Origin of the sequence: Nocardia cyriacigeorgica GUH-2 (assembly GCF_000284035.1) — a bacterium.
GTDB lineage: Bacteria > Actinomycetota > Actinomycetes > Mycobacteriales > Mycobacteriaceae > Nocardia > Nocardia cyriacigeorgica_B.
Genome location: NC_016887.1, coordinates 2,196,026 through 2,219,563, shown reverse-complemented (window position 1 = coordinate 2,219,563; position 23,538 = coordinate 2,196,026). Strand labels below are relative to the sequence as shown.

Here is a 23,538-nt window from a genome sequence, read left to right as displayed (position 1 = left end):
ACGCCGGTCACCAGGGCCGGGCCAGCTGTTCCGGGGGATGTGCCCCCTGCGAATGCCCGGAACAGACATCTGCACGATGCCGTGGAGCGCGGGTTGCGGATGGCGATTGCCCCTCGCCCCGGCCCTGGTGGCACCCAACGAATCGTGAGGATGATGTGGACGACGATACACCGGTCGCGCTGGGGCTCATCCGGTTTCGGTACGAGTCGGCGACCTGCACGAGCTGGGACGACACCCGCATGCAGCGGCTGGCCACGCGCCTGGGTTACCGGTTGCATCGGCCGCTGCTGGTGTTCGGGCCCGGGCCTTCGTTCTGGGAATCCGATACCGCCGACGCCATTCGCCGCTACCGCGCCGAAGCGCTGTTCGTGCCGTCACTGATCCATCTCGATCACGCATTCCGTGCTCTCGAGCAACTGGTGGACGTGATCACGCTGGACCCGTTCCACGTCTATGCCCGCTGGCCGCTGAAGAATCTGGAGACCTTCGAATGATCACCGAAGCCATGCTGGAACCGCTGCTCGGCCACGCCCGCCTACCGGTGATGGATGTGACCACCGCGCATCTGGTGATGCAGAAGCATCGGCACTGCCTGACCACCAACTGCCCGATCCGGCATCAGGCGAAAATCCGCCTGGTGCAGGCTAAACGGATGGTCCCGGCGGACTGGCCGCACATGTAGGCGCGGTCAGCGCGCGTACGGCATGAGCGGTGGTTCCGCGTCGAGACGCGGCGACGACAATGTCGACTGGACGGTGACGTTCAATGCCATCGCGGTGTTCTGCACGAACACGGCCGGGTCGACGCCGGGCATCAGCATCTGCCCGCAGCTGGACCGTCCGACCCGGTCGACCACCGCCGGGCCGTCATGGGTGAAGGCATCGATGGCCACCTGAAATGCCGTGTTGTCGTATGCCATGCCGAAATGCTCGACCACACGGCCGGGGCACAGATCCTGCACGGCCATATTGGTCACATTCGGTCCGGCGGCGAGGTAGGCCGAGGTGTAGGGCACAACGATTTCGTCGAGGGTGGTGGCAACGACGGTGTAGTCGATCTGCGGGAACGTCTCGGTGTCACGGTTGAGGGCGGTGAGGAAGTTCGAGCCCGCGGTCTGCTGCCAGCGGGCCGCCGAGCATTCCTTGGTGCTGTGACAGTCCTGGATCGGGTTGCGGGAGCCGTGGTTCGACGAGGCGAGGCCGACATAGTCGTCGACCAGCGCCCGGGTTTCCGGGAAGAAGGCGAACGCCCAGCGCGCCACCATCCCGCCCTGACTGTGCCCCAGGATCGAGATCGGCCGGCCGGCGCGCTCGGCCAGAATGCCGATCGCGCGGGCGACGTATTCGCCGTTGACCTGGATATCGCTGTTGGCGTTGTCGGGCGACCGCAGATCGCAGTGCGCCCAACCCTGCGCGTCCAGGTAGCGGTCCCAGTTCCAAGACCAGTTGGCCGTCGGGGTCGAGGTGGTGCCGTGTAGCAGCAGCAACGGTGTGGGGCCGGTGCGCGGGTCGCCGGTGCAGGTCAACGCGTCTTCGACGGCCTGCACCGAGGGGCGCGGCGTCGGCTGGGCGGGGGCGGCGGTGGAGACGCCCGGACTCAGCAGGCACAGGGCGGCGGCGGTCAGGACAGCGGTGGTCAGCCTCATCGTCGAGGGTCCTTCGAGTCGGTTCAGCGGGCGAGCGCGCCGGACGCGGTGATCGCGGCGGTGACGAGTTCGGCGACGCCGCGGTGGCCGGCGAGCGTCGGATGGTAGGGCAGCAACGTCTGGTCGGCGACGACCGGATCGAACCAGCGCACCGCCGGATCGGCGCACATGCCCGCGCGCGGCGAGGCGGCGACGGTGTCGACGTAGAAGGCGCCGTGCGCGGTGGCCTCGCGGGCGACGACGGCGTTGAGCCGGGCGAACTTCGACTGGATGTAGGGCGCGTCGGCGTCGTTCAGGCCGAGCATGGCCGGGCAGCTCGTTGCGCCCAGGTAGGTCGGCCAGCCGTCGACGATGATCGTGGCGTGCGGTGCGCGGCGCGAGATCTCGTCCAGGGCCGCGGCGTAGGCGGGGGCGATGGCGTCGATGTCGGCGTCCCACTGCGGATCCGGGGCGGCCGCGCAGCCGCCGGTCGCGAACCGGGCGTGGCAGCCGAGGATGTATTTCGTCATGTTCGCGTCGTTGGCACCGACGTGCAGGGTCACGATCTCGGTGTTCGGGCCGAGCGCCTCGAATTGCGGTGCGACACCGGGGGCTTGTGAACCGGCGAGGTCGGGGAGCTTCGCTGAGCTGCATGTCCGGTCGTCCAGTTCGAGACCGAGTTGCCGGGCCACCAGCGTCGGTGCGTTCGAATTCGACCGGACGCACCGCAGCGGCGCTGTCGGATCGACGTCGACCACCCCGGCGGTCGCGGCGCCCGAATCGCCGAGCGCCACGTACTGCGCACCGGCGTCGGGGGCCGCGTGAACGGCCGCCGCGGGAACCAGGGCCAGCGCGAGCAGTGCGGCGAGGGTGAAGCGCATCGGGGTCCTCGGTGTCGAGCGGTGGCGGGCGGCGCCGCCTCGAGACGGATCCGTCTCAGTGGCTCGCAGCTTAACGAGACCGGCGGTGGGCCGGACCTCTTTTGTGCCGATTCACTACTCAGTCCTGACGAAAGCGCAGGCAGCAGGCGACGAAGTCGTGCACCGCCGACGACGCCAGGGCCCGATCCCACGCGACCGCGACCTGCGTCGGCGCGATGCCCGTGACCGGGCGGTACACGACGCCCGGTCGCTGGAAGTAGCGCGCGGCCGATTCCGGTGCGAGCGCGACGCCGTAACCATTGGCGATGGCGCTGAGCCATTCGTCGGTGTGCTCGGTGACGGCGCCGATGCGCACCGGATGCCCCTGGCGTTCCTCGACCGCGAGCCAGTAATCGCGCCACGCGCCGGTCGCCTCCGGTGCGGAAATGAACGGCTCATCCCACAGCTGCTCGAAAGCGATGACCTCGGCGCCGGCGAGCGGGTGGGTGCTGGGCAGCATGACGCCGCGCAGTTCGGTCAGCAGCACCTCCACACCCCAGGCGTGCTGATCGGGGAACGGCACACGCAGTAATGCCACATCGACCTCGCCCGCCGCGAGCCCGGCCGTCGGATCCCACCATGAGCTCTGCCGCATCTCCACCCGCCAACCGGGACGCGTTTCGCCGAACGCGGCGATGATGTCCGGCGTGGCCTCGTTGGCGGCGCTGGCGAGAAACCCGACGCGCAGCACTCGATCCTGCTCGGCCGCAGCATTTTTCACCTCCGTGACCGCACGCTGCCAATCGGTCAGCAGCGGCGGCACCGAACGCGCGAGCGCATTGCCCGCTTCGGTGAGCCCCATTCCGGTGCGCGAGCGCACGAACAGCGACACCCCGAGCAGTTCCTCCAGGCGGCGGATCTGCTTGGTCAACGACGGTTGCGACACGTAGAGCCGCTGCGCCGCGCGGGTGAGGTTGCCCTCCTCGGCGACCGCCGCGAAGTACCGCAGCAACCTGGTGTCGACATCCATGCCATCAGGTTATGGATGCAGGTATTGGACGGGCAACACCGGTGGCGGCGAGGGTGGAAGCAGATCCCATCACAGGAAGAAAGGCCACCGATGTTCGCGCTGTACGTGATCTCGACCGTCCTCACCGCGCTGCTGTGCGCCGGCGGGGCGTGGATGAACTTCACCCGTCATCCGGTCACGGTGGCGGCGGCCGAGCAGGTGCAGGTGCCGCTGTCGTGGACGCGCCCCATCGGGTTGGTGTTCGCGGCCGGTGGGCTGGGTGTGCTCGCCGGATTCGCGCTGCCGGTCGTCGGTGTGGCGGCGGCGGCCGGGCTCGTCTTCCATTTCGTCGGCGCGATCATCGCCCACCTGCGGGTGCACGATCTCGATCTCGGGAAAGCAGGGGGTGCGCTGGTGCTCATGGGGGTGAATCTGGGCGTGACGTTGGCGTATCACCTCGGGTGATCCCGCAGGGTGCCTCACTCCGCCCGCCCGCAATGGCCGACCGTCGCCGAGCCCACCGTAGGCTCCTCCCATGGCCCTCAGCGCAACCCTCTACACCTTCACCATCCACCTGGCCGACGTCGACCGCGGCGTCTACCAGGACCTGGAGTTGCGGGTCGCGCGCCACCCCTCCGAGACCGCCGAATACATGCTCACCCGCGTGCTCGCCTACTGCCTCGAGTACGACGACGGCATCACCTTCAGCGACGGCGGCGTCTCCTCCACCGACGAGCCGCCCGTCCTCATCCGCGACCTCACCGGCCGCCTCACCACCTGGATCGACATCGGCGCCCCCGACGCCGACCGCATCCACCGCGCCGCCAAACTCGCCGACCGCGTCGCCATCTACACCCACCGCGACCCTGCCAAAGTGTTGGCCGCCCTCACCGGCAAACGCATCCACAATGCCGAATCCATCCCCCTCTACAGCTTCGACCGCCCCTTCATCGAATCTGCCGCCACCACCCTCGGCCGCCGCACCACCGCCACGGTCTCGATCACCGAACGCCAGTTGTACTTGGAAATCAACGGGACAGGGTTCACGACCGCCATCGAGGAGCACTCGCTCGCGTAAATCGCGTCACCCCGTCCGCCCCGGACTGCCCTACCCGGTTGCCGAACGCGGACTGCGGAGCCTCCGGCGCGCAGGCGGCGCCCGTGTTCACCCGCCCCGGTAGCGAACCCATTCCTGGAACAACCCGTCGATCTCCTGCGCCACCGCGTCGTAGAGCTGCCAGGTATCCGGCGCGGCGTACATGTTGTCGTGGATGGCGACCTCTGGGATGTTGTCGTACATGCGCAGGTAGGCGCGGTAGGCGTCATCGATGAAGGCGTTACCGGTGACGGTGAGCATGCCCGGGTCGATCTGGCCGCAGCAGGAGGCGAACAGGAATTCGCCGGGAGTGGATGTCCGGGCATGCAGCACCCACCCACGCTGCGCATACTCCGGTGACGCCAGGTCGTGCAGCACGAGCCACGCCATGAATATCCCGATATGAGTGCCCGCCGCCTCACCCGGCAGATCGAACTCGCTCACCGAATCGCAGTGCCACTCCGCATCGTCGTAGGTCACCGTCGCCCCCCCTTCGCCCGGCGCCCGCACCGTCCTGGCGGGCGTCTCACCGCGAGTATGCCGGTGGGGTCCGACAATTCCGCGGCGGACGGGTAAAGCTCACTCCTCAGCCGAGGTCGGCGAATTGGGGGACGACCGGGGCTATGCCGTCGATCCACTTCGCTGGGGAGCCGGTGAGGGGGATGGCCATGACGGCGTCGATGCCGAGGGCGGCGTATTCGGCCATGGTGCGGACGAATTCGTCGCGGGTTTCGGGGGTGGCGTAGGTGCGGTCGGCCATGACGGTTTTGCGGATCGTGTCGTAGTCGCGGCCGAGGGTGTCGCAGTGTTTGCGCAGGACGTCGAGTTTGTGGGCTACTTCGGCGGGTGAGGTGGCGAAGAGGTTGCAGGCGTCGCCGTATTGTGCGACCAGGCGCAGGGTTTTGCGTTCGCCGCCGCCGCCGATGAGGACGGTCGGGCGGTGCAGTGGTTGTGGGGCGCACAGGGTTTCGGTGAGCTGGTAGTGCTTGCCGGTGAAGGGCCCGTTGTCGGCCGGGTCCCACATCTGGGCGCAGATCTGCAATGCCTCCTCGAGACGTTCGAAGCGTTCGGAGATGGCGGGGAACGGGACGCCGAGGCCCTCGTGTTCACGGTCGAACCAGGCCGCGCCGAGACCGAGGGCGGCGCGGCCACCGGAGAGCACGTCGAGGGTGGTGACGATCTTGGCGAGCAGGCCGGGATGACGGTAGGTGACGCCGGTGACGAGCAGGCCGAGTTCGACGGTCGAAGTGTGCGCGGCCAGGTAGCCGAGCGTGGTGTAGCCCTCGAGCATGTTCGCCTCGGCGGGCAGGCCGGTCGGCGGGATCTGGAAGTAGTGGTCCATCAACGACAGCCAGGTGGCGCCGGCTTCTTCGGCCGCCGCGCCCACCCGGGCCAGCTCGCCGGCGATCGCACCGGTGCCGCCATCGATATCGAAGTTCGGGATGTGAAAGCCGAGGTCCATACGATGGTCTCCTCAGATCGTCAGGATGTACGGCACAGGCTATGACCTGGAGTGCACTCCAAGTCAAGGCGAACGGCTCAGGTGGCGAGCCCACCGGCGAACGGCATGGACCGCCACTGATCGACAGCCGGTTTCATCACCTCGACCAGCACCGGAAGTTGCGGTGCGAGCGCGAGATAGGCGACCACCCGCAGCATGCCGATGGCGTTGACGAACTTCATGACACCCTCGTCCAGCGGCCGCATGCCGTTGCGCAGCGCACCGCGGTTGTAGGCGGCTTCGAGGTCAGGGCCGAGCGCGGCCAGATCCCATTCGATCGGACCCAAGGTGACCAGTTCGAAATCAGAGAACAGGTCACCGTCCACCCCGGCGAAGATATTGGCGGGCGGTGAATCACCGTGGATGGGCTGAAGATCGATCCCCGGGAACGCCTGCTCAAAAGCCGCCCGCGAACGCACGAGCGGTTCCAGGACGGTCCATTCGCGGCGGGCGCGATCGAGGTCGGCGGGCCCGAGGAGATCGGGGCGGTCACCGAGCAGAGCCAAACTGTCGGTGACGAAATCGGGCTCTGCCGAAGACAGAAACGACAGCGGGCCCGGGTAGTCGCGCAGCGCGGCGTGCAGATCGGCGACGCGTTCGGAGTTCACCGCGTAGTCGGGCACCTTGTCCGGATCTTGGGATACGAACTGCCAGAACGTCATCGAGAAGCCGTCGCGCTCAACGGGTTCACGCGGCACCATCGGGCTGGGCGCGATCACGGGCATCCCCTGCTCCGCGAGCCACTGCGCCACGTCCAGTTCCGATCGCTGACGGCGCGCGAGTGCGTCGAGTCCGCCATTGCCGGGCAGCACGGTGGGAATCCGTGCCACGACCGGTGCGGGCGCCAGATGCACCACCACGGAGAACAGGTCGTGCAGTACCCGCGCATCGGTGACGGTGAGCCCGAGCTCGCCGGCCGCACCGACCGCGGCGTCGACTGCGGAGGCGGTGCGACGGGCAAGATCCTGCGCGCTCAGGAAATCGGACATGCGCCCGATCCTGCCAGGGCGGCCGGCACACCTGCGGGGCGGGCTGTGACCGGGTGCACTGATGAATTCTTGGCAGCTCCACCGTAGATATCTCTGGGTATCGGGCTGACGCTGGTCGACGCCTGGCCGCTGACGCCGGGTAATCCCGCAGGCCGGCCGGTACTATTCGCATATGCGTTCGATCACCACCGCGCAGCGGCGCGCACGGCTCGGGGTTCGCCACCGGCTGGCCTATCAGCAGCGCACCGCCGACGTCGCGGAGATCGCGCGGTCGATGGTGGTGCTGCACGCGACCGATCCCGCAACGGTGTCCCTGTCGGTGGCCGCGCGGGGCGACGGGATCGCGCCCGCCGATATCGAGCGGGCACTGTACGAGGATCGTTCGCTGCTGCGGATGCTGGCGATGCGGCGCACCATGTTCGTCGCGCCGGTGGAGCTGGTTCCGGTGTTGCAGGCCTCCTGCGCGGACGCCCTGGCCGACAAGCAGCGCCGTACCTACGGAAAGTCCTTGGAGCAGGCCGGAATCGGCGACGGCGATGTGCGATCGTGGTGGGCCGAGGTCGAGGAACACACTCATCGGGCGCTGCTGACCCGCGGTGCCGCGACCGGTGCGCAACTGAGCAAAGATGTGCCGCAGCTGCGCACACAGGTGAATACCGCGCCGGATAAGGCGTATTCGCGCCCCACCAATATCACCACCTGGGTGCTGGTGACGCTAGGCGCCGAAGGCCGCATCGTGCGCGGACGCCCGAACGGCAGCTGGTCGAGCAGCCAGTACACCTGGTCGCCGATCGAATCCTGGTTGCCCGGCGGCGTGCCCGTCATCCCCGCCGACGACGCCCGCGACGAACTGGTCCGGCAATGGTTGCGCACGTTCGGGCCCGCGCCGGTCAGCGATATCAAATGGTGGACCGGATGGACACTGGGCGAGGTCCGCAAGACCCTGGCCCGCCTCGACATCACCGAAGTCGACCTGGACGAGGGCACCGGCGTCATCCTCACCGACGACCTCGAGCCCGTCCCCGAGCCCGAACGGTGGGCCGCCCTGCTGCCCGCCCTCGACCCCACCCCTATGGGCTGGCAGTCCCGCGCCTGGTACCTCGGCGACCATGCCGCCGCCCTGTTCGACCGCAACGGCAATATCGGACCGACCATCTGGTGCGACGGCCGCATCGTCGGCGGCTGGGCACAACGCAAGGACGGCGAGATCGCGCTGCGGCTGCTCGAGGACGTCGGGTCCGACGCCGTCGCGATGATCGACGCGGAAGCCGAACGGATCGGCGCCTGGTTCGGCGATGTCCGCCCGGTCCCCCGCTTCCGCACCCCGCTGGAAAAGGAACTGACCGCCTGAAGGGTGCGTCAGCCGACCATGGTGCGGGAATCCTGAGCCTGCTCACCGACGTCGAGAATCGCGCGGCACACCGCCGCTGTCGGCTCGGCGATGGTGTCGATGGCCCGCAGGTGCGGGGTGGCCGCGATGTCGTTGACGACGGTGAACGCGGCTTGGATCCGGATGCGGGTCTCATCGGCGTCCCATTCCGGGTGGATCTGGCGCAGCAGCTGCGCCCATTCGGCGATGTACTCGCGCTGCACGCGGCGGATGCGGTGGCGTTCGTCCTCGGGTAGCCGATCGGTTTCCGAGATCAGCAGGCGCATCAACTCGTGGTATTCGACGACGAATTCGCAGTAGCTGGTGATGAGCAGGCGCACGGCGTCGACGGCGCTGTGCGCGCGGCCGAGCTGGCGGATCATATCGGCGTGCAGCAGCTCGTTACCGCGACGCATGGCCGTGGCGAGGATGGCGGCTTTGCTGTCGAAATGGTTGTAGATACTGGGGCCCGCGATGCCGACGGCGGCGCCGATCTCGTCGTTGCCGACCCCGGCGAATCCGTGCCGGGCGAACAATGCGGTGGCCGTGCGCAGGATCGCTTCGCGCCGGTTCGGCGCCCACTGCGGCGTGGGCTCGGCCGCTCGACTCGGGCCGGGCAGCGCCGCGATGGGTACCGCGGCGACCGCCCTGCTGATACCGGCGATCAATCCGACGAATCGCTCTTTCGGCAGTTCGAGGTGGTAGTAGGAGGCGCTGGTCGTGACACCCAGCACGCACCACGACAGGTAATCGGCCTCCGTAGGACCGAGCCCGGGACGGCCGCGGCGCAGGATCTCGGCCAGCCGCGCGCCGATGCCGCGCAACTGATGGCGCAGCTCGGTGCGCGCTTCGGCGCTCAGATGCCGGGCTTCGGCATGCCAGAGGACGCCGACGCCACGATGCTCGAGCATGGTTTCGGCCAGGACGACGGCCGGATCAGCGCTCGGATCGCTCAGCAGGCCGTCGAGCGCGGCGTCCACCGTGGTGAGCGCGTCGGCGACCACGGCATGCAGCAGGTCATGCTTGCCGGTGAAGTGGCGATACAACGCCGACGGTCCGATCGCGACCGCGTCGGCGACATCGCGCATCGACACACCGGCGTAGCCGTGCCGGAAGTACAGATCGGCCGCCGCGGCGATGATCAGGCTGCGCCGGTTGGCCGGACGGGTACCGCGAGCCGGCCGGGATACCGGCGTGGGGTCGGCTCGGCTCGCGGTCACTGTCTGCTCCTCCTGCATCGTCCGGGCAAGGGTACTGCGAGCGGGCCGCCGGCTCGGACAGCGCGGCCCACCGCGGCGAGATCAGACGTTGAACCCGCCACCACAGAGCAGGGTCTGGCCGCTGATGTAGTCGGATTCCGGGGTGCACAGCAGATACACCGCGCCGGCCGCCTCGGCCGGTGTGCCCGCCCGGCCCAGCGGGATCGACCGTTCCATCGCCGCCAGCAGATCCGGATTGACGCCCACCTTCAGCTCCCGGCCCTGCACGTCGATGGTGGAGCTGCCGTCGGCCGGCGCCTCGGTGAGCCGGGTCTTGATGAGCCCGAACGCGACCGCGTTGACGGTGACGTTGTAGCGGCCCCATTCCTTCGACAGGGTCTTGGTCAGGCCGAGCACACCGGCTTTGGCCGCGGAGTAATTCGACTGACCTGCATTGCCTCCGGTGCCCGCCATCGACGAAATATTGACCACCTTGCGGCACGGCACCGCCTCGCCCGCTTCCTTGGCCTGCTTCACCAGCCCCGCGATCACCGGCTGGGCGGCCCGCAAGATGCGAAACGGCGCCTTGAGGTGCACGTCGAGGATGGCATCCCACTGTTCGTCGGTCATCTTCTGGATCACCGAATCCCAGGTGTAGCCGGCATTGTTGACGATGATGTCGAGCCCGCCATAGGTGTCGACGGCGGCGGAGACGAACCGCTGCGCGAAGTCCTCGTCGGTGACGCTGCCCGGCACCGCCACGGCCTGACCGCCCGCGGCCTCGATGGCGGCGACGGTCTCCTTCGCCGGTTCGGCATCGAGATCGTTGACGACCACCCGCGCCCCCTGCGCGGCGAACTTCAGTGCGATCTCGCGGCCGATGCCGCGGCCGGAACCGGAGACGATGGCGACCTTGTTGTCCAGATTTCCCATGGTGAATGTCCTTGTGTGCGGGTGTCAGAGGGCGATGACGGCTGTGCCGGTGAGGGTGACGGTGCCGTCGGGCAGCGTGATCGCGAGGTCGAGGTGGGCGCGGGACTCACCGTCGACGTCTTCGATCGCGGCGACGGTGGCGGTCGCGGTGGGTTCGGCCCCGACCGGAGTGATCGCGCCGAAGCGCACGCCGAACGACCGGATGCGTTCGGGCGCTACCCAATCGGTGAGGATGCGGCCGAGGTAGGCCATCGACAGCATGCCGTGGGCGAAGACGTCGTCGAGGCCGGCCGACCGCGCGACGTCGATGTCGATGTGCATCGGATTGTGGTCGCCGGAGGCGCCCGCGAACAACGCGAGCGTGGTGCGGGTGATGGGTCCGACCGCCAGTGCGGGGAGTTCGGTACCGACGGCGATCTCGGTGGTGGGCAGGCTCATGCGGCGGCTCCCGGATTGCGGATGACGATCACCGAGGTCAGTTCGGCGACGGCGGTGCCGTCGGCTCGGGTGACGTCGGTCTGTTTCACCACGAACTCGAGCGCACCGCCCTTCTTGCTGTAGATGTCGACGATGCGCGGCCGGGCGGTGAGCGTGTCACCGGCGTGGGCCACCGAGTGGTAGTCGAACCGCTGCTCACCGTGCAGCACGGTGCGCAGGTCCACGCCCAGTCGCGCCATCCACGCGAACGGGTCGGGCTGCTCCAGTTCGATCGAGAACAGGAACGTCGGCGGCACCGGAAGCGATTGGTGGCCTGCGGCTTTCGCCGCGGCATCGTCGGTGAAGACCGGGTTGGTCTCGCCGATGGCCTTGGCGAGGAATCGCAGTCGTCCGGCGTCGACGGTGAGCGTCGACGGCGGTAGCTCGGTGCCGATGACGGCGGGGTCGAGTGGCATACCTCAGCCCACTTTCTGGTACAGGGTGACGACGGCAGCGCCGCCGAGTCCGATGTTGTGTTGCAGGCCGACCCGCACATCCTCGACCTGACGCTGCTCGGCCTGGCCGCGCAGCTGCCAGACCAGTTCCGCGCACTGCGCCAGACCGGTCGCGCCCAGCGGATGGCCCTTCGACAGCAGCCCGCCCGACGGGTTGGTGACCACCCGGCCGCCGTAGGTGTTGTCCCCGTCGGCGATGAACTTCTCGGCCGTCCCCTCCGGGGTGAGCCCGAGCGCTTCATAGGTGAGCAGTTCGTTGGTGGTGAAGCAGTCGTGCAGTTCGACCACGCGGATGTCTTCGGGTCCGATACCCGCCCGCTCGTATACCTGCTGTGCGGCGGAGCGGGCCATATCGGCGCCGACGATGTTCATCATCGAGTCGCTGTCGAAGGTCGCGGGACCGTCGGTGGTCATGGCCTGCGCGGCGATCGCGACGTCGCGGCGCAGGCCGTGCTTGCGGGCGTACTCCTCGCTGACCAGCACGGCCGCGGCCGCTCCGCAGGTCGGCGGGCAGCACTGCAATCGGGTCAGCGGACCGTAGATCTGTGGTGCGGCCAGCACCTGCTCGGCGGTCACCGGGTCGCGGAACACCGCGTACGGGTTGTTGGCCGCGTGCTTGCGGGCCTTCACCGCGATCTGGGCGAACACCGCCGGGTCCATGCCGTACTTGTCGGCGTACTCACGGCCCGCACCGCCGAAGTACTGCGCCGCGAACGGTGCGTCGCTGCCGCCCTGGAGGCGGTCGACGACCGCGCCGAAGCTGTCGAACGGGCTCGGCCGATCGGTGTAGGACATGGTCAGCGCGCCGCGCTGCATCTGCTCGAAACCGACCGCGAGCACCACGTCCGCGACCCCGTGCTCGATCGCCTGCCGGGCCAGGAACAGCGCCGACGAACCGGTGGAGCAGTTGTTGTTGACGTTGACCACCGGGATGCCGGTGACACCGACCCTGTACAGGGCGGCCTGGCCGGAGGTGGAATCTCCGTAGACGTAGCCCGCGTAGGCCTGCTGGATCGCGGTGTAGTCGACGCCGGCATCGGCGAGTGCGGCGCGGACCGCGCGTTCACCCATCACGTCGTAGGTCTGGCTCGTGCGCGGGGTGGTGAACGGGATCATCCCGACGCCGGCGACGAGGGTGGTCGCACCCATAAGCGCTTCTCCAATCAACTATTTGGAATTCACTTACATGGTTGCACTAGCCCTGCCGCTCTTGTCAATACCGGTTTGAAGCGTTGACTACGTCGATAGAGGCCATTTACACCTATCAGCAGTTCACTTACACTCGTAGCTGTGACCTAGGTCGCAGACCGGCCAATCTCTTCAGGAGGACCCGATGTACCTCACGCAATCCCTGCATCGCGCGCTACAGCAGCGGCCCGGCGATATCGCCACGATCTGCGGCGACCGGGTGCGCACCGTCGCCGAATCGGCGGATCGGGTCGCGCGGTTGGCCGGCGCCCTGCAGGCGCTCGGTGTGCAGCGGGGCGAGCGGGTGGGGATCCTGGCCTTGAACAGCGACCGCTACCACGAGTACTACCTGGCGGTACCGTGGCTGGGCGCGGTCGCCAACCCGGTCAACATCCGCTGGAGCGTCGCGGAGATCGTCTACTCCCTGCAGGATTCCGACACCACCGTGCTGCTGGTCGACGATGCGTTCGCGCCGATGATCGCGCCGATTCGCGCCGCCTTCGACCGGCTGCGCACGGTGATCTTCATCGGCGACGGCCAGACTCCGCCGGACGCGCTCGCCTACGAAGAACTCCTCGCCGGCCACGACCCCGTCCCCGATACCCGCACCGGCGGCGACACCCTGCTCGGCGTCTTCTACACCGGCGGCACCACCGGACATCCCAAGGGCGTCATGCTCAGCCACGACAATCTGGTCACCTCGGCACTGGGCTCGCTGTCCACCGGTCATGTGCTCTCCCGCGGCGGCAGGCTGTTGCACGCGGCGCCGATGTTCCATCTCGCCGATTTCGCGCTGTGGACCTGCGGGAACCTGGCCGACGCGACGCATGTGTTCGTCCCGGCCTTCACGCCCGCGGGCGTGCTGGAAGCCATTGCCCGGCACCGGGTCACCGACGCGCTGCTGGTGCCGACCATGATCCAGATGCTGGTCGACGATCCGGCCGCCGCCTCGCATGACCTCAGCAGTGTGCGGCACCTGGTCTACGGCGCCTCACCGATTTCGGAGGCCGTGCTGGAACGGGCCATGGCGACGTTCCCCGACGCGGGCTTCACCCAGGCCTACGGCATGACCGAACTCTCCCCGATCGCCACACTGCTCTCCCCGGCCGACCACCTGCGCCCGGAATTGCGCCGCTCGGCCGGACGGGCGGCGCCGCACGTGGAGGTCCGCATCGTCGACGAGACCGGTACGGAAGTGCCGCGCGGCGAGGTCGGCGAGGTGGTCGCACGCGGCGACAACGTGATGCTCGGCTACTGGAACAAGCCCGAGGCGACCGCCGAGGCGATCCGCGACGGCTGGATGCATACCGGCGACGGCGGCCGGATGGACGAACAGGGCTATGTGTTCATCGTCGACCGGATCAAGGACATGATCATCACCGGCGGCGAGAACGTGTATTCGGTGGAAGTCGAAAACGCCGTGGCCGCACACCCGTCCGTCGCCGCGTGCGCGGTGATCGGGGTACCGGACGACCAGTGGGGCGAGCGGGTGCACGCGGTCATCGTGTTGCAGCCGGGCGCCGAACTCGACGACAACGACGTGCGTGAGCACTGCAAGAGCCTGATCGCGAACTACAAGATCCCGCGCAGCGTCGCGTTCGTGGACGCGCTACCCGTGTCGGGAGCGGGCAAGATCCTCAAACGCGAACTGCGCAAAGAGTTCTGGGGCGAGTCGGCGGCTGCTGTGCACTGAGTGGCGCAGCACCCGGCCGGCGGGGGACCTACATGTCCAGGCCGAGATCCAGCACGGTCACCGAGTGCGTCAGGGCGCCGACGGCGAGGTAATCGACGCCGGTACGGGCGTAGTCGGCGGCCACATCGAGGGTCAGCCCGCCGGAGGATTCCAGCTTCGTGTCCGGTGACTTGGCGTTGCGGCGCTGCACTGCGGCCTGGGTCTGCCAGAGCGGGAAGTTGTCGAGCAGGACCAGTTGCACGTCCTCGGCCAGTACCGCGTCGAGCTGTTCGAGGCTGTCGACCTCGACCTCGCATTCGATGTCCGGGGCGAGTTCGCGCACCGCGCGCAAAGCCTCGACCACCGAACCGGCCGCGACGACGTGGTTGTCCTTGATCAGCGCCGCATCGCCGAGACCCATCCGGTGATTCACCCCGCCACCCACGCGCACCGCGTACTTCTGGAGTGCGCGCAGGCCCGGCAGGGTCTTGCGGCTGTCGCGGATCCGGCAGTCGGTGCCGAACACCGCGTCCACCCACGCGGCGGTGGCGGTGGCGATGCCGGACAGGTGGCACATCAGGTTGAGCATGGTGCGTTCGGCGGTGAGCAGCCCGCGCGTCGGAGCGACGATGCCCAGCACCGTCTGCCCCGGCGTCACCCGGGTTCCGTCGGCCACCCGCTCGGCGACCTCGTAGTTGCCCGCGCCGATGACCTCATCGAGCACCAGCAGCCCCACGTCGATCCCGGCGACCGTCCCCGGCTGCCGCGACACCACCGACGCCTTCACCACGGCGTCCTCGGGAACGGTCGCCACGGTCGTGACGTCGGGTCCGTACCGCAGGTCCTCATCCAAAGCGGTCCGGATCAACGCGAGCACTTCCTCGCGCCCCAAACCCACATCCAATCCCATCACGAACTCCCTACTCTCATGTCTCTGGTCGGCGAGCGCTACATGGCCGAGAGGTCTTCTCGCGTTTCGCCTCGGCCATGTAACTCTCGGCGACGTCATCCGGTGGTGACGGGCACCGTCAGCGGGGTGAGGTGCGGGGTGCCGTCGGGGGCCAGGCGGATCGCGGTGCTGTGGCGGGCGGTCTCGTCCGGCGCCGGATGGTCCGAGCGGGTGTGGCAGCCACGGCTCTCCCGCCGCGCCGCCGCCGCCAGCAACAGCGCCCGTGCGGTGACAGTGAGGGCTGCGTCTTCGAAGGCGGCGATACGCGCGGTCAGCGATGCGGCGTCAGGAACGGTCGCGGGTTGGCCGGGTGCAGTGGCATCCGCGCCGATCACGACCGGCCCAGCAGGATCCACGCTGCGCACCGCCCGCTCGAGGACCTCGGTTGCCGTCGTCAGTCCGGCAGCATCGCGGACCACCGCGGCATGGGTGGTCATCATCTGCTGCACGAGCTCTCGAGGCGCCGAGGGAACGTCGACGTGCTCATCCGGCGCGAAGCCGGTCGGTTCGCCGAGGCGCGTCACCGCGGCGGCACCCGCGCGTTCGCCCACCACCAGCCCCTCCAGCAGGCTGTTGGAAGCCAGGCGATTCGCCCCGTGCAAGCCGGTGCGCGCGACCTCACCCGCCGCGTACAGCCCCGGCACCGAGGTGCGGCCGCAGACGTCGGTCACGACACCACCGCACTGGTAGTGCGCGGCGGGCGCCACGGGGATCAAGTCGGTGCGCGGGTCGATCCCGGCCGCCAGGCAGGACGCGGTGATCGTCGGGAAGCGACGAGTGAAGTCCTCGACGGCACGCGCGTCCAGGTACACGTGATCCTCACCGAGCTGTCGCATGCGGTCGGCGATGGCCCGCGAGACCACGTCCCGAGGCGCGAGATCACCGAGCGGGTGCACCCCGGCCGTCACCGGCTCGCCCCGCGAATCGACCAGCACCGCGCCCTCACCGCGCACCGCCTCACTGATCAACGGCCTGCGTCCGAGCCCGCCCGGGGTGTGCAGGACCGTCGGATGGAACTGCACGAATTCCAGGTCGGCCACCTCGGCACCGGCCCACAGGGCGAGCCCGAGGCCGTCGGCGGTGGCGCCGGGCGGATTGGTGCTCAGCGCGTAGAGCTGCCCGAGCCCACCGGTGGCCAGCAGCACCGCCGGAGCGTGCACCGCACCGATGCCGCGCCCGGACACCGCGATCACCCCACGCACGCCGCGCTCACCGGTGACGATCCGCACCGCCGCGGTACGGAACAGCACCGGCAACCCGGCCGCGTTCAACGCCCGCTGCACCTCCGCGCCGGTGGCGTCGCCGCCGGCGTGGATGATCCGGCGAGTGCTGTGCCCGCCCTCGCGGGTGCGCGAGATCTGACCGTCGCGGCCGAGGTCGAAGACCGCACCCAGGTCCGTCAGCGCGGCCACAGCATCCTGCCCGCCCGTGACGATGGATTCGACCGCCGCGACATCGCAGAGCCCGCCACCGGCTGCCACTGTGTCACGCACATGTGATTCGACCGAATCGCCGTGCGGCGCGACCACCGCGATGCCGCCCTGGGCGTATTGGGTCGACGTGTCGGTCGGACCGCCCTTGCTCAGCACCAGCACCCGCAGACCACGCTGCGATGCGGCTCGGGCCGCGGTCAGTCCCGCGACGCCGCCACCGATGACGACGAAATCCGCGTCCTCGGTCCACTCGAAAGCCGGCGCGTTCATCTCTTCTCCAGGTGGATTCGCCCGCGGCCCCGCAGGTCAGCGGGGCCCGCCGGGCCCGTCGGCGAGGTCGGCGCCTGCACGATCGGCGCGACGGCCGACGGCCGGGCACTCCCGGCACCGAGCCGGGACCGGTTCACTCCCCGCCGCCGGGGTTGCCGATCTCGATCATGCGCTGGACCGAATTGCGGGCCAGGGCGGCGGTTTCCGGGTCGACGTGCACCTCGTCGGTGTTCTCGGCGAGGCTGCGCAGCAGGGCGGCCGGGGTGATCATCTTCATGTACTTGCAGGCGGCACGATCGTTGACGGCCTGGAAGTCGATGCCCGGTGCGGCCTTGCGCAGCTGGTGCAGCATGCCGACCTCGGTGGCCACCAGCACCTGATTCGACTTGGCCGCCTTGGCCGCGTCGATCATGCCGCCGGTGGACAGGATGTGCACCCGGTCGGCCGGGAACGAACCCTCGCCCGCCAGGTACAGCGCGGAGGTCGCGCAGCCGCATTCGGGGTGCACGAACAGCTCGGCGTCGGGGTGGGTGCGCGCCTGCTCCTGCAGCTCGTCGCCGTTGATGCCGGCGTGCACGTGGCATTCGCCGGCCCAGATGTGCATGTTCTCCCGGCCGGTGACGCGCTTGACGTGCGCGCCGAGAAACTGGTCGGGCAGGAACAGCACTTCGCGGTCGGGGTCGATGGAGGCGACCACGTCGACGGCGTTGGACGAGGTGCAGCAGATGTCGGTGAGCGCCTTCACCGCGGCGGTGGTGTTCACATACGACACCACGACCGCGCCCGGATGTTCGGCTTTCCACTCGCGCAGTTCGTCGGCGGTGATCGAATCGGCCAGCGAGCAGCCGGCGCGCTGATCCGGGATCAGGACGGTCTTGTCCGGGCTGAGGATCTTGGCGGTCTCGGCCATGAAGTGCACACCGCAGAACACGATGGTGTCCTCGGGCGCCTCGGCCGCGATCCGCGACAGCGCCAGCGAGTCACCGACGTGGTCGGCCACGTCCTGGATCTCGGGCAGCTGGTAGTTGTGCGCGAGGATCGTCGCGTTGCGCATCCTGGCCAGGCGTTTGACCTCGCTCGCCCACTCGGGTGTCGCGTCGACCCCGGCGAACCCCGACGGGGTGTCGGTGACCCGCTCCAACAGTGCGGGGGCGAGTTCAGCTCCCATCGTCGCCATGATGGCTCCTTCCTTCGTGCGCCCCGGCATCGCCGCCGATTCGCACCACACCAGGTTTTCGACTTATGATCGAAAACATGGCCCATAGTAGCACCATCCATGAATCGCTCACCGCGGTGTTCCAGGTTCGCCGCTTCCCTACCGATGTCACCGCAGGTCAGGGCTGCGATGAGGGCTCGAGCGAGCGGGGCGGGCGCCGCCGTTCTGGTCAACGGACCGAATTGGCGGTGTTGCTCTGGGAGCGGGCGCTGGACCCGCAGGCCGGCACCTGGTCGCTACCCGGCGGCCGGTTACGCGACGACGAGGACCTGGATTTCTCCGCCCGCAGGCAGTTGGCGGAGAAGGTCGATGTGCGCGAGCTGACCCACCTCGAACAGCTGTCGGTGTTCAGCGCGCCCGACCGGGTGCCGCCGCCGCGCCGCATCGCCTCGGCCTATCTGGGCCTGGTGCCGTTGACCGCCGACCCGCAGCTGCCGCCCGATACCGCCTGGCATCCGGTGTCGGCCCTGCCGAACATGTCGTTCGACCACGGCATCGTCGTCGAGCATGCGCGAACTCGCTTGGCCGCCAAGCTGTCCTACACCAACATCGCCTTCGCCCTGGCGCCCGCGACGTTCACCATGTCGACGTTGCGCAAAATCTATTGCGTAGCACTCGGTTACGACGTCGACACGACGAACCTGCAGCGAGTCCTCAGCCGCCGCAAGGTAATCACGCCCACCGGCGAGACCGCCGCCCCCGGCCGAGCGGGCGGCCGCCCCGCCGCCGTCTACCGCTTCACCGACTCCGAACTCCGCGTCACCGACGAATTCGCCGCACTGCGCCCCCCGACATGAGTTGTGCGTCACAATGAGCCGGGGCCCGTCTGCGGGCCCCGGCCGAGTCGAGACCGAGGAGCGTCGGCATGTCGGGGCAACCAGGGGCGAACCACTGGGCGCACATATCGCGCAACCGGGAACAGGCGGCCGAGTGGCTCGACAGCTGGCAGTTCCCGCACATGCGCTGGGAACCGCTGCCGGAGTTTCCGTCGCCCTACCTCGGATTCTCGCGCGACCAGTTCGACGCGTTCGAGCACATCTTCAGCGCATCCGGCGAGTACTACCAGTGGATCGTCACCGGACAACCGCAGATCGGCGAGATCGCCGAGGCGCACGGAGCGTGGGAGTTCAACGCACAGCACGCCTTTCAACGATTGCAGGTCCAGGTCGTCGTCATCCCGGACCCGGACTTCATCGCCGCGGTCTACGTCGACTGCATGCGCGCCTCACGCATCGACACGCTGGCCGACCTCGCCGAGGACCGCACCGGCGCACAGCATTACCGCGACTGGTTCGCCCGGATGGTCGTCACCGCCTGCGACAGCGGCGGCGCGAGCGGAACGGGCCGCCGCGACCGGACCAAGATCGGCTTCCAGTGCATGGCTACCGCGCTGCACCCCGGAATGGTCGCCACGGTGCTCGAATTGACGCCCACCCAGCACACCCTCGACGGATCCCCACTGCCCGAATACGCGCCCGAAGCGCCGTCCTGACCGCTCCTCACAGCCGGCGCGAACTCCTCGCCCGCACCCAGGGCTGAGCCGGTATCAATAATCGGCCTTGGCGTGTTTGCGTTCGCGCCGGTAGCGCCGCTTGTTCGGCAGCGGCCGGGCGGCATTGGAACTGCGGAGTGCGTGACGTTTGCGCCACGCGGTCAGGTCGGGTCGCTCCGAAGCCTCTCCCCTGTCGCTCGATAGCGAATCCCCTGGCCGCAGTGGGCTTGTGCTGGGCATGGTTCACCTCCTTTCGCCGATCCGTGGCGGGCTCGCGCACGGCAGGCTGTCGTACAACGCTGCCGTCCGCGAATGATTGCCGTGCCACGGTAGGCGCCGGACGCCACGCCGATCCACCCGTTTTCGCGGCCGAACCGGCCCGGCACCCGCTCAGGCGGATTTCATATCCGGCGCCGGCGCGGGCTCGGGCCGCCGGAACAGGCGGGTGATCGCCCACGCGATGAGTTCGATGAACCAGAACAGGATCAGGAACACCGTCACCACGACGACGGGGACCGCGAGAAACAGGATCGACAGCACCGCTACGACCGTGAAGATCGCGATATCGCCGGCGGTCGCGCCGCGCAGCCGAGTGGCGAAGCGCACCGCAGCCCACATCATCCACCGGCGCGGCACCGACACCCCGAGTTCGCCGAGCGTGCGGCGGAAGATGCCGTCGGCGTCGGCCACGCTCACCGCACCCGAACTCAGCAGATAGTCGTGCAGGATGGCGGCTTTCGTGTACGCGCCGTAGCGCGGGATCAGCCACACCACCGGACGCGGAACCGAGGCGAAATCAGTGCGGAAACCCTTGGGCACCACGAATCGCTCGGTGGCGCCGCGATACTCGAGCGGTTCGGCCACTTCCCAGAATTGCTCGTCGAGCTCCTCGACGACGATCCCGCCATCGGAGAACGGCATTGCTCGCCTCCCCTTGAAAGTCCAGCGTATGCACCAATTCTAGGGTCGGCAGGTAGCTATTCGGCCGAACGCGAGGCAACGGTTGGGCCAACACCGGCGCGGGGCGAGATCAGTTGGTCGAATCCCGTTCCGGTAGCACACCCGGCTGGGGCGCCTGCTGCTGCGGCGGCGCAACTGCCTGCGGTGCAGAGCCATATCCCACCGGCACCTGTCCGTACGGGTCGTACACCAACGCCGGGTCGTAGCCGTCGGCGGCGACCGGCCGGGACCCGCCCAGCGGCCCCGCGTATCCGGTGCCCAGATCCTCCGAGGTGCTCAGCGCGGCGAGGAACAACACCACCAGCGACGCGATCAACGGCTGCGGCACCAACGCCATCCAGGTCCCCACCTCCGGCGGCAAGGCCACGATCTGGCCGACCGGCGGATCGTCCGGGCGCGGATGGTTCGCCTCGGCGATGTACTCCCCCAGCCACGCCATCAGATACCCGCCCGCGACCGAACCGAACAGCAGTCCGGCGTAGGCGATGGGGCCGCGCACCCGCCGCCACCGCCAGGCGCCGACGGCCGCGAGCAGCCCGATCACCGCACCGATGCAGACGAAGATCGCCACCGCGTCGAAGCGGTGCGCACTCTCGCCGGTCAGCGGGGCGCCCCGCCCGGGCTGCACGACGAGCAGCTGTTCGGCGGGCGCGAGCAGGCCCCAGACGACGGCGCCGATGAGGTTGGCGACGATCACCGCGGCCGCGATGACGCCCGCCGCGCCCACCTCGCGGCGCACGGCAACGCCCGGGTCGCCGGTCTCCGGGTGCACCTGTGCGTTCGCTCCGCCCATGTCGGCGATTATGGCCGACCGGCGCCGCCCGCGTGTTACCGGCGCTCTAGGCTGCTGGAATCGATCACCCCGTGCCGGGAGCATTTGGCCCACCAGCCGTCGGGGTTGACCTGCACGATCATCCGGCGGCCGCAGTGCTCGCAGAACCGGGGCGGTTCCAGCCCGAGCGCGGCGGCCTGCGGCAGCGGATCATCGAGTCCGGGCACGATCCGCTTGCCGGTGAACGGGTTGTAGCGCTCGTCCATGTCCATGACAGTACTCACCGCGGGCCCGGCTCAGAGGGTTTCGTTGAGCGCCTTGATCGGCATCTTCAGCTCACCCAGCAGGTCGATATCGCTTTCGGCGGGACGACCGAGGGTGGTGAGGTAGTTGCCGACGATGACGGCGTTGATGCCGCCGAGGATGCCCTGCTTGGCGCCCAGGTCGCCGAGGGTGATCTCGCGGCCGCCGGCGAACCGCAGAATGGTGCGTGGCAGGGCCAGCCGGAAGGCGGCGACGGCGCGCAGCGCGTCGGCGGCGGGCAGCACCTCGAGATCACCGAACGGGGTGCCCGGACGCGGGTTGAGGAAGTTCAGCGGTACCTCGTCGGGCTCGAGTTCGGCCAGGTTGGCGGCGAATTCGGCGCGCTGCTCCAGGGTCTCGCCCATGCCGAGGATGCCGCCGCAGCAGACCTCCATACCGGCTTCGCGCACCATGCGCAGGGTGTCCCAGCGCTCCTCCCAGGTGTGGGTGGTGACCACGTTCGGGAAGTGCGAGCGGGAGGTCTCCAGGTTGTGGTTGTAGCGGTGCACGCCCATGGCGGCGAGCTGGTCGACCTGTTCCTGGGTGAGCATGCCCAGCGAGCAGGCGACCTGGATGTCGACCTCGTTGCGGATGGCCTCGACACCGGCGGCGACCTGCGCCATCAGCCGCTCGTCCGGGCCGCGCACGGCGGCGACGATGCAGAACTCGGTGGCACCGGTCTTGGCGGTCTGCTTCGCGGCCTCGACCAGGCTCGGGATATCGAGCCAGGCGGCGCGCACCGGCGACTGGAACAGGCCCGACTGCGAGCAGAAGTGGCAGTCCTCGGGGCAGCCGCCGGTCTTGAGGCTGATGATGCCCTCGACCTCGACCTCCGGGCCACACCACTTCATCCGCACGTCGTGGGCGAGCGCGAGCAGCTCTTCGAGCTTGTCGTCGCCGAGCTTCAGCACCTCGAGGGTCTGGTCCTGGGTGAGTCCGACGCCGCGCTCGAGCACCTGCTCGCGGGCGACGGCCAGAATGTCGGTGGTCACGGGTGCCTGGGTCACTGCACGAATCCCTTTCATCCGGCCGGGTACGGCCGTCGGTTGGCCGGTCGAGATGGCATTCACACTGGAACGACCATGCAACTTGAACGGTGTTCAGGATAGGGTAGCTCGAGAGTGAGACACAACACGACGGGAGGGTTCCAGCGTGCAACTGCACCGGTCCGATGTGGTCGACGGCGCCATCGCCATCCTCGACCAGTACGGTCTCGCCGACCTGACCATGCGTCGGCTGGCCGGATCGCTGCGGGTGCAGCCGGGCGCCCTGTACTGGCACTTCCCGAACAAGCAGGCCCTGCTCGGCGCGGTGGCCGACCGCATCCTCGCGCCGATGGAGGATCCACTCGACGCCACCGACTGGCCGGGCCAGCTCAGCGAACTCGCCCACCGGCTGCGCAACTGCCTGCTGGCCTACCGTGATGGCGCCGAACTCGTCTCGGCCACCTACGCCTCCCGCCTGACCACCAGCAAGGGCCGCGAACGTTTCGCCGGCGCCGCGATCCGCGCCGGGATGCCCCGGGCCGAGGCCGAACTCGCCGCGTTCACCCTGCTGTACTACGTGCTCGGGCACACCGTCGACGAACAGTCGCGGATGCAGATGGACTCCGCCGGCGCACTCACCGAGGCGGCCTCACCGCTGGGCGACGCCGAATCCGCCGACCCCACAGCCCGTTTCGATTTCGGCTTGCAGTTGTTCGTCGGCGGCATCCGGCATCTGCTCGGCTCGCGCGTGCGCTGAACGCCGCGCTGCGTTGCGACACCGCGGC

General features: G+C 68.8%; 28 protein-coding genes. 9 read left to right on the top strand and 19 right to left on the bottom strand.

Features of this window, described 5'->3' with window-relative positions; genetic code table 11:
• Positions 1-155 precede the first annotated feature (155 nt).
• Both NOCYR_RS09955 and NOCYR_RS09950 read left to right on the top strand, forming a co-directional pair.
• A complete protein-coding gene (locus NOCYR_RS09955; protein ID WP_014350238.1) occupies positions 156-494 on the top strand; it encodes a hypothetical protein in 339 nt (112 codons plus the stop codon).
• Positions 491-682, top strand: a complete 192-nt coding sequence (locus tag NOCYR_RS09950; protein WP_014350237.1) for a hypothetical protein — start codon at positions 491-493, stop codon at positions 680-682. Before NOCYR_RS09955 ends, NOCYR_RS09950 begins: the two co-directional genes overlap by 4 nt.
• Positions 683-688: 6 nt before the next feature.
• On the opposite strand, the gene NOCYR_RS09945 is transcribed toward NOCYR_RS09950, so the two are convergent.
• The 3 genes from NOCYR_RS09945 to NOCYR_RS09935 form a co-directional block, all read right to left on the bottom strand.
• On the bottom strand, positions 689-1,645 hold the full coding sequence (locus tag NOCYR_RS09945; RefSeq protein WP_014350236.1) for an esterase/lipase family protein: 957 nt from the start codon (positions 1,643-1,645) through the stop codon (positions 689-691).
• Between the two features lie 23 nt (positions 1,646-1,668).
• Entirely contained in the window at positions 1,669-2,505 is an 837-nt protein-coding gene (locus tag NOCYR_RS09940; protein ID WP_014350235.1) for an SGNH/GDSL hydrolase family protein, read from the bottom strand.
• A gap of 118 nt (positions 2,506-2,623) precedes the next feature.
• Positions 2,624-3,514 (bottom strand): LysR family transcriptional regulator, encoded by an 891-nt coding sequence (locus tag NOCYR_RS09935; protein WP_014350234.1) that lies wholly within the window; start codon positions 3,512-3,514, stop codon positions 2,624-2,626.
• A gap of 90 nt (positions 3,515-3,604) precedes the next feature.
• Here NOCYR_RS09935 and NOCYR_RS09930 point away from each other — a divergent pair, with 90 nt between their 5' ends.
• Both NOCYR_RS09930 and NOCYR_RS09925 read left to right on the top strand, forming a co-directional pair.
• Positions 3,605-3,958, top strand: coding sequence for a DoxX family protein (locus tag NOCYR_RS09930; RefSeq protein WP_014350233.1), 354 nt, complete (start codon positions 3,605-3,607; stop codon positions 3,956-3,958).
• Positions 3,959-4,028: 70 nt separating this feature from the next.
• On the top strand, positions 4,029-4,571 hold the full coding sequence (locus NOCYR_RS09925; protein WP_014350232.1) for a YaeQ family protein: 543 nt from the start codon (positions 4,029-4,031) through the stop codon (positions 4,569-4,571).
• Positions 4,572-4,658: 87 nt separating this feature from the next.
• On the opposite strand, the gene NOCYR_RS09920 is transcribed toward NOCYR_RS09925, so the two are convergent.
• From NOCYR_RS09920 to NOCYR_RS09910, 3 genes are all read right to left on the bottom strand, one after another.
• Positions 4,659-5,069: a hypothetical protein gene (locus tag NOCYR_RS09920; protein WP_014350231.1), complete on the bottom strand. Its 411-nt coding sequence runs from the start codon at positions 5,067-5,069 to the stop codon at positions 4,659-4,661.
• 106 nt (positions 5,070-5,175) lie between these two features.
• Positions 5,176-6,051, bottom strand: coding sequence for an LLM class F420-dependent oxidoreductase (locus tag NOCYR_RS09915; protein ID WP_014350230.1), 876 nt, complete (start codon positions 6,049-6,051; stop codon positions 5,176-5,178).
• Between the two features lie 77 nt (positions 6,052-6,128).
• Positions 6,129-7,079, bottom strand: a complete 951-nt coding sequence (locus NOCYR_RS09910) for a phosphotransferase (protein ID WP_014350229.1) — start codon at positions 7,077-7,079, stop codon at positions 6,129-6,131.
• Positions 7,080-7,251: 172 nt separating this feature from the next.
• Between NOCYR_RS09910 and NOCYR_RS09905 the strand changes: the two genes are divergently transcribed.
• Entirely contained in the window at positions 7,252-8,430 is a 1,179-nt protein-coding gene (locus tag NOCYR_RS09905) for a winged helix DNA-binding domain-containing protein (protein ID WP_014350228.1), read from the top strand.
• Positions 8,431-8,438: 8 nt separating this feature from the next.
• Here the strand turns inward: NOCYR_RS09905 and NOCYR_RS09900 are convergent, their stop codons facing one another.
• The 5 genes from NOCYR_RS09900 to NOCYR_RS09880 form a co-directional block, all read right to left on the bottom strand.
• Positions 8,439-9,668 (bottom strand): TetR/AcrR family transcriptional regulator, encoded by a 1,230-nt coding sequence (locus NOCYR_RS09900; RefSeq protein ID WP_014350227.1) that lies wholly within the window; start codon positions 9,666-9,668, stop codon positions 8,439-8,441.
• 81 nt (positions 9,669-9,749) lie between these two features.
• Positions 9,750-10,580: an SDR family NAD(P)-dependent oxidoreductase gene (locus tag NOCYR_RS09895; protein ID WP_014350226.1), complete on the bottom strand. Its 831-nt coding sequence runs from the start codon at positions 10,578-10,580 to the stop codon at positions 9,750-9,752.
• Positions 10,581-10,604: 24 nt separating this feature from the next.
• Positions 10,605-11,018, bottom strand: a complete 414-nt coding sequence (locus NOCYR_RS09890; RefSeq protein WP_014350225.1) for a MaoC/PaaZ C-terminal domain-containing protein — start codon at positions 11,016-11,018, stop codon at positions 10,605-10,607.
• A complete protein-coding gene (locus NOCYR_RS09885; protein ID WP_014350224.1) occupies positions 11,015-11,473 on the bottom strand; it encodes a MaoC family dehydratase N-terminal domain-containing protein in 459 nt (152 codons plus the stop codon). Before NOCYR_RS09885 ends, NOCYR_RS09890 begins: the two co-directional genes overlap by 4 nt.
• 3 nt (positions 11,474-11,476) lie before the next feature.
• Positions 11,477-12,661 (bottom strand): lipid-transfer protein, encoded by a 1,185-nt coding sequence (locus NOCYR_RS09880; protein WP_014350223.1) that lies wholly within the window; start codon positions 12,659-12,661, stop codon positions 11,477-11,479.
• Positions 12,662-12,845: 184 nt separating this feature from the next.
• Here NOCYR_RS09880 and NOCYR_RS09875 point away from each other — a divergent pair, with 184 nt between their 5' ends.
• The gene (locus tag NOCYR_RS09875) at positions 12,846-14,393 is read left to right on the top strand and encodes a long-chain-fatty-acid--CoA ligase (RefSeq protein WP_014350222.1); all 1,548 of its coding nucleotides are present in this window, start codon (positions 12,846-12,848) and stop codon (positions 14,391-14,393) included.
• Positions 14,394-14,421: 28 nt separating this feature from the next.
• On the opposite strand, the gene nadC is transcribed toward NOCYR_RS09875, so the two are convergent.
• From nadC to nadA, 3 genes are all read right to left on the bottom strand, one after another.
• A complete protein-coding gene (gene nadC / locus NOCYR_RS09870) occupies positions 14,422-15,282 on the bottom strand; it encodes a carboxylating nicotinate-nucleotide diphosphorylase (protein ID WP_014350221.1) in 861 nt (286 codons plus the stop codon).
• A 95-nt stretch (positions 15,283-15,377) separates the two neighbouring features.
• Positions 15,378-17,024 (bottom strand): L-aspartate oxidase, encoded by a 1,647-nt coding sequence (locus tag NOCYR_RS09865; RefSeq protein WP_014350220.1) that lies wholly within the window; start codon positions 17,022-17,024, stop codon positions 15,378-15,380.
• Between the two features lie 133 nt (positions 17,025-17,157).
• Positions 17,158-18,201, bottom strand: coding sequence for a quinolinate synthase NadA (gene nadA / locus NOCYR_RS09860; RefSeq protein ID WP_014350219.1), 1,044 nt, complete (start codon positions 18,199-18,201; stop codon positions 17,158-17,160).
• A gap of 77 nt (positions 18,202-18,278) precedes the next feature.
• Between nadA and NOCYR_RS09855 the strand changes: the two genes are divergently transcribed.
• Both NOCYR_RS09855 and NOCYR_RS09850 read left to right on the top strand, forming a co-directional pair.
• Positions 18,279-19,037 (top strand): NUDIX hydrolase, encoded by a 759-nt coding sequence (locus NOCYR_RS09855; protein ID WP_048834058.1) that lies wholly within the window; start codon positions 18,279-18,281, stop codon positions 19,035-19,037.
• A gap of 68 nt (positions 19,038-19,105) precedes the next feature.
• A complete protein-coding gene (locus tag NOCYR_RS09850) occupies positions 19,106-19,732 on the top strand; it encodes a hypothetical protein (protein WP_014350217.1) in 627 nt (208 codons plus the stop codon).
• A 54-nt stretch (positions 19,733-19,786) separates the two neighbouring features.
• On the opposite strand, the gene NOCYR_RS28275 is transcribed toward NOCYR_RS09850, so the two are convergent.
• The 5 genes from NOCYR_RS28275 to bioB form a co-directional block, all read right to left on the bottom strand.
• Positions 19,787-19,972, bottom strand: a complete 186-nt coding sequence (locus NOCYR_RS28275) for a hypothetical protein (RefSeq protein WP_014350216.1) — start codon at positions 19,970-19,972, stop codon at positions 19,787-19,789.
• Positions 19,973-20,122: 150 nt separating this feature from the next.
• Positions 20,123-20,653 carry a DUF1353 domain-containing protein gene (locus NOCYR_RS09845; RefSeq protein WP_014350215.1) on the bottom strand — a complete coding sequence of 177 codons (531 nt, stop codon included), beginning with the start codon at positions 20,651-20,653 and terminating at the stop codon, positions 20,123-20,125.
• 109 nt (positions 20,654-20,762) lie between these two features.
• Positions 20,763-21,485, bottom strand: a complete 723-nt coding sequence (locus NOCYR_RS09840) for a DUF2567 domain-containing protein (RefSeq protein ID WP_014350214.1) — start codon at positions 21,483-21,485, stop codon at positions 20,763-20,765.
• 35 nt (positions 21,486-21,520) lie between these two features.
• Positions 21,521-21,730: a hypothetical protein gene (locus NOCYR_RS09835; protein ID WP_193364736.1), complete on the bottom strand. Its 210-nt coding sequence runs from the start codon at positions 21,728-21,730 to the stop codon at positions 21,521-21,523.
• A gap of 30 nt (positions 21,731-21,760) precedes the next feature.
• Positions 21,761-22,774 (bottom strand): biotin synthase BioB, encoded by a 1,014-nt coding sequence (gene bioB / locus NOCYR_RS09830; protein ID WP_014350212.1) that lies wholly within the window; start codon positions 22,772-22,774, stop codon positions 21,761-21,763.
• A gap of 145 nt (positions 22,775-22,919) precedes the next feature.
• Between bioB and NOCYR_RS09825 the strand changes: the two genes are divergently transcribed.
• A complete protein-coding gene (locus NOCYR_RS09825) occupies positions 22,920-23,510 on the top strand; it encodes a TetR/AcrR family transcriptional regulator C-terminal domain-containing protein (RefSeq protein WP_014350211.1) in 591 nt (196 codons plus the stop codon).
• Positions 23,511-23,538: the final 28 nt, after the last annotated feature.